Origin of the sequence: Aquiflexum sp., from assembly GCF_041751335.1 — a bacterium.
Classification (GTDB): domain Bacteria; phylum Bacteroidota; class Bacteroidia; order Cytophagales; family Cyclobacteriaceae; genus Aquiflexum.
Map to the genome: position 1 here is coordinate 1 of NZ_JBGSXS010000342.1, position 4,524 is coordinate 4,524.

Annotated in this window: 4 protein-coding genes; all 4 read left to right on the forward strand. The window is 40.6% G+C overall.

Annotation, left to right across the window (positions count from 1 at the left end):
• Positions 1-645, forward strand: a 645-nt coding sequence (locus tag ACEW8U_RS19085; RefSeq protein WP_373523656.1) for a type I restriction-modification enzyme R subunit C-terminal domain-containing protein, incomplete at its 5' end; no start/stop codon positions are given.
• Between the two features lies 1 nt (position 646).
• Positions 647-2,155: an ATP-binding protein gene (locus ACEW8U_RS19090; RefSeq protein WP_373523657.1), complete on the forward strand. Its 1,509-nt coding sequence runs from the start codon at positions 647-649 to the stop codon at positions 2,153-2,155.
• A gap of 14 nt (positions 2,156-2,169) precedes the next feature.
• Positions 2,170-3,609 (forward strand): N-6 DNA methylase, encoded by a 1,440-nt coding sequence (locus ACEW8U_RS19095; protein WP_373523658.1) that lies wholly within the window; start codon positions 2,170-2,172, stop codon positions 3,607-3,609.
• A gap of 4 nt (positions 3,610-3,613) precedes the next feature.
• The gene (locus ACEW8U_RS19100; RefSeq protein WP_373523659.1) at positions 3,614-4,450 is read left to right on the forward strand and encodes a restriction endonuclease subunit S; all 837 of its coding nucleotides are present in this window, start codon (positions 3,614-3,616) and stop codon (positions 4,448-4,450) included.
• The last annotated feature ends 74 nt before the right edge of the window (positions 4,451-4,524 follow it).

Here is a 4,524-nt window from a genome sequence, read left to right on the forward strand (position 1 = left end):
CAGGTCAGGGAACCTGAACCAACTTGGGAAGGGCCTTCTTCTACTGATATCAATATACATGAACCTGACCCGGACACCGAACCAAAAAAGTACTATGTGAATGATATAGAAGTGAAAGTCATCAATCAGCGCATCCAATACTTTGCAGCGGATGGTAGATTGATTACGGAATCTTTGAAGGATTATACCCGAAAAAACATGGATAAGAATTTCGGTTCATTGGATGCATTTATTATGCGCTGGACCGAAGCTGATAAAAAAGAAGTGCTGTTCGCTGAATTGGCTGAACAGGGGATTTTATTGGAAGCACTTCGGGAGGAAGTCGGTAAAGAAATGGATGATTTTGACCTGATCTGTCATATTGCCTTTGATCAGCCAGCATTGACCAGAAAAGAACGGGCAGAACAAGTGCGCAAAAGAAATTACTTTGCCAAATACAGTGAAAAAGCACAGGCTGTGCTCAATGCGCTTTTGGATAAGTATGAACAAGAGGGAATCACCACCATTGAACAAGGTTCTATCCTCAAAGTTCAGCCGCTCAATCAATTGGGATCTCCTGTGGAATTGGTAAGGGCTTTTGGTAAAGGGAAGGATTTTGAGAAAGCAATAAAAGAATTGGAAAAGGAAATTTATAAATCGGCGTAAATTGAAATTAGCAGATAAAATAAAATTACCTGAAGGAAGACGGCTTGAATTCAAAGAGACTATGCCATCTAATGCTGACTTTACAAAAACAGTTATCGCTTTTGCAAACGATGCAGGAGGTGAACTATATATCGGCGTAAAAAACAATCCCAGATTACTGATTGGTATTTCTGAAAATAAATTAGATGGAATCGAAAACAAAATCAGCAATATTATTCATGACTCCTGTACTCCTTTAATTCAGCCAGAAATTTCATTCTTCGCAGAAGAAGGCAAACATTTTATTCGAGTTTACATCCACAAAGGAAGTAAGCCGCCTTACTTTTTAAAAAGCAAAGGAAAGGATGAAGGCACCTTTATTCGAGTAGGTTCATCCAATAGACTAGGCGATAGTGAAACGATTTTGCATCTGGAAAGATTAGCATCAAATATTTCTTTTGACGCAGAATTGAATTATTCCAAAGACTTCAATAAAATAGCAATAGATGAATTCGCTGCTTTTTTTAAGGAGAAAACAAGTGAAGATTTAACAGAAAATATCCTTGAAAAATTGAACCTTATTGTCAAAGATCAAGGACAAAAGCGAGCTTCTAATTCACTTATTCTTCTTTCAAATGATAAATTAAAAACTCGGCTTTTTCCAAACGCTAAAATTGAATGCGCTAGGTTTAAAGGAACCAAACCCGGTAATTTTATCGATCAAAAATCTTTTACAGGTAGCATTGTTGGACATGCAGAACTGGCCTTGAACTTTGTCAAACGTCATATCTCTGAGGGGACTAAAAATTACGAAGGCGTTTATAGAAACGATCGTTGGGAATATCCGATCATTGCACTACGTGAGGTCATTCGAAATGCAGTTATTCATAGAGATTACTCCCTCACCGGAAAAGATATTAAAATTGCTATTTTTGACGATAAAATCGAAATAACCAGCCCTGGTAAATTGATGCCGACGGTAGATTTTGATGAAATGTTTGCAGGACAATCTGATGTTAGAAATAAAGTACTTGCTCCAATATTCAAGCGCCTTGGTTTAATTGAACAATGGGGAAATGGACTGCAGTTGATCGCAGATGATTTAAAAGCATATCCCGAAATAAAACTTAGCTGGAGTGAACCAGGCACATCTTTCAGAGTAGCATTTATAAATCAGAATTACTTACAACAACAGGAGTTACAACAGGAGTTGCGACAGGAGTTGCAGCACGAGCTACAGCACGAGTTACAGCACGAGTTACAGCACGAGTTACAGCACGAGTTACAGCATGAGTCGCTTATTTCAAAAGTTCTAAAAATAATTTCACCTAAAGAAATTAATACTAAGGGAATCGCTACAGTTTTAGGCCAAAAAAGTATCTCAGGGCCACTGAAAAAGACGTTAAGTAGTTTGTTGGAAAAGGCATTAATCGAATGGACAATCCCGGAAAAGCCAAAAAGTAAAAACCAACAATACAGAATAACCAAGCGGGGAATCGCTTTTTTGCAATTACTCAGTAAAAAAAACTAGCATAAGAAAATTAGATGACTACAATCACCACCAATATCAAAGGCATCCGCGACATTATGCGGAAAGACACGGGAGTAGATGGGGATGCACAGCGCATCTCGCAGATGGTCTGGATGCTTTTTATGAAGATTTTTGCAGATAAGGAAGAAGAATGGGAGATCACCATCGAGGGTTACCAAAGCCCGATTCCCGACAGACTGAAATGGCAAACCTGGGCAGCAAATGAGGAAGGCCTGACCGGCGATGCCCTGATGGACTTTATCAACAATGAGCTGTTTCCAGCCTTGAAAGAACTGGATTTCAGCATCAGTCCACAGGCCAAGATTATCCGGTCTGTATTTGAGGATACCTACAACTATATGAAAAACGGAACGCTCTTCCGTCAGGTGATCAATCAGATCAACCGCATCGATTTCAACAGTTCCAAAGACCGTCACCTGTTCAATGACCTCTACGAAACGATTCTGAAAGAATTGCAGTCAGCGGGTTCCTCGGGAGAGTATTATACCCCTCGGGCGGTGACACAGTTTATGGTGGATATCATCGATCCCCAACTCAAGGAAACCGTTCTCGACCCAGCGTCAGGCACGGGAGGATTTCTTACCTGCACCATAGACCATAAGAAGAAATTGGTGCAAAATGACCAAGACGAGCGTGACCTACAGGCCACCATCCGCGGGATAGAAAAGAAGCCCCTGCCCCATTTGCTCTGCACCACCAACCTGATGCTGCACGGCGTCGATGTGCCTGCCGTGCGTAGAGATAATCTCTTAAGCAAACCCTATGCAGACTGGGGAGCAAGTGACAAGGTAGATATCATATTGACCAACCCTCCTTTTGGTGGGGTGGAAGAAGATGGGACGGAAACCAATTTCCCACAGAAGTTTCGAACTAAGGAAACAGCCGATCTATTCTTGGCTTTGATTATCCGCTTGCTGAAAGATGGCGGAAGATGCGCCGTGGTCTTGCCCGATGGGACGCTCTTTGGTGAAGGTGTAAAAACCCGGATCAAAGAAGAACTGATGGAGCGCTGCAACCTGCACACCATCGTGCGTCTTCCCAATGGCGTGTTCAATCCCTACACAGGAATCAAGACTAATTTGCTCTTCTTCGAAAAAGGGCAACAGACCAAAGACATCTGGTACTTTGAGCATCCCTATCCTGAAGGAGTGAAAAGCTACAACAAAGGCAAACCTATTCATATCAAGGAATTTGATTTGGAAAAAGCTTGGTGGAATGATCGGGAAAATGAAGCCTACACCCAATATGCCTGGAAGGTTTCTGCTGAGGAAATCAAAAACCGAGGATACAACCTGGATATCAAAAACCCCCATCAGGAAGCGGATGATTTAGAAAGTCCGGAAGTTTTGCTGAAGAAATATCAGGCCACCGAAAAAAAGATCTCAGACATTCAGGACGAGATTATCAAAGTCTTGACAGAAGCTCTACGCTAAACTTATGCAGTTATTAGAACATTTTAAGGAACTGACCCTGCATCCCAAAAATGCAGAGGAGCTCAAAGGGTTGATTTTGCAGTTGGCAGTGCAAGGGAAATTAACTAAGCAATGGCGGGTGGAAAATCCGGATGTGGAGCCTGCTTCCGATTTATTGAAGAGAATTCATTCTGAAAAAGGGCAGCTGATTAGAGAAAAAATGATTAAGAAAGAGAATGTTTTCCCTGAAATCTCGTCAGAAAAAATACCTTTTAATTTACCCGAAAGCTGGGCGTGGAGCAGACTTGGTGATTACATCCATAATTTTGGACAGAAAACTCCTGATAAAGAATTTGAATATATTGACGTGGCGTCTATTGATAATCAATTGGGCGTTATAAAAAATGACCTAAAGATTCTTTCGCCAAATGAAGCTCCTTCAAGAGCAAGGAAAATTGTAGAGAAAGGTTGTGTAATTTATTCAACTGTCCGACCTTATCTTTTGAATATAGCAGTTGTGGATAAAGAGTTTTCTTGCGAGGCTATAGCAAGTACCGCTTTTGCAATTCTTAATCCTATTCTTGGATGCTCAGAGATTTACTTATATCATGTTTTACGATCCTACTTTTTTATTAAATATGTTGAAAGTTGCATGAAAGGTGTAGCATATCCAGCAATTAACGATGCTAATCTTCTTGTTGGTTTGATTCCAATCCCTCCCCTCGAAGAGCAAAAAGTTATTGTGGAAAAAGTCAATAGGTTAATTTCTTTATGTGAAAAACTCGATCAAGAAATAGAAAACCTTCAAGCCACCCAAGAACAATGGATGCAGAGTTGTTTGAGGGAGGTGGTGGAGAATTAAATTATGAACATGGATTTTACAAATTTCCTTCAGCCAATGATGTCAAGCAATTTCGAGGTAAATCCCGATGTATT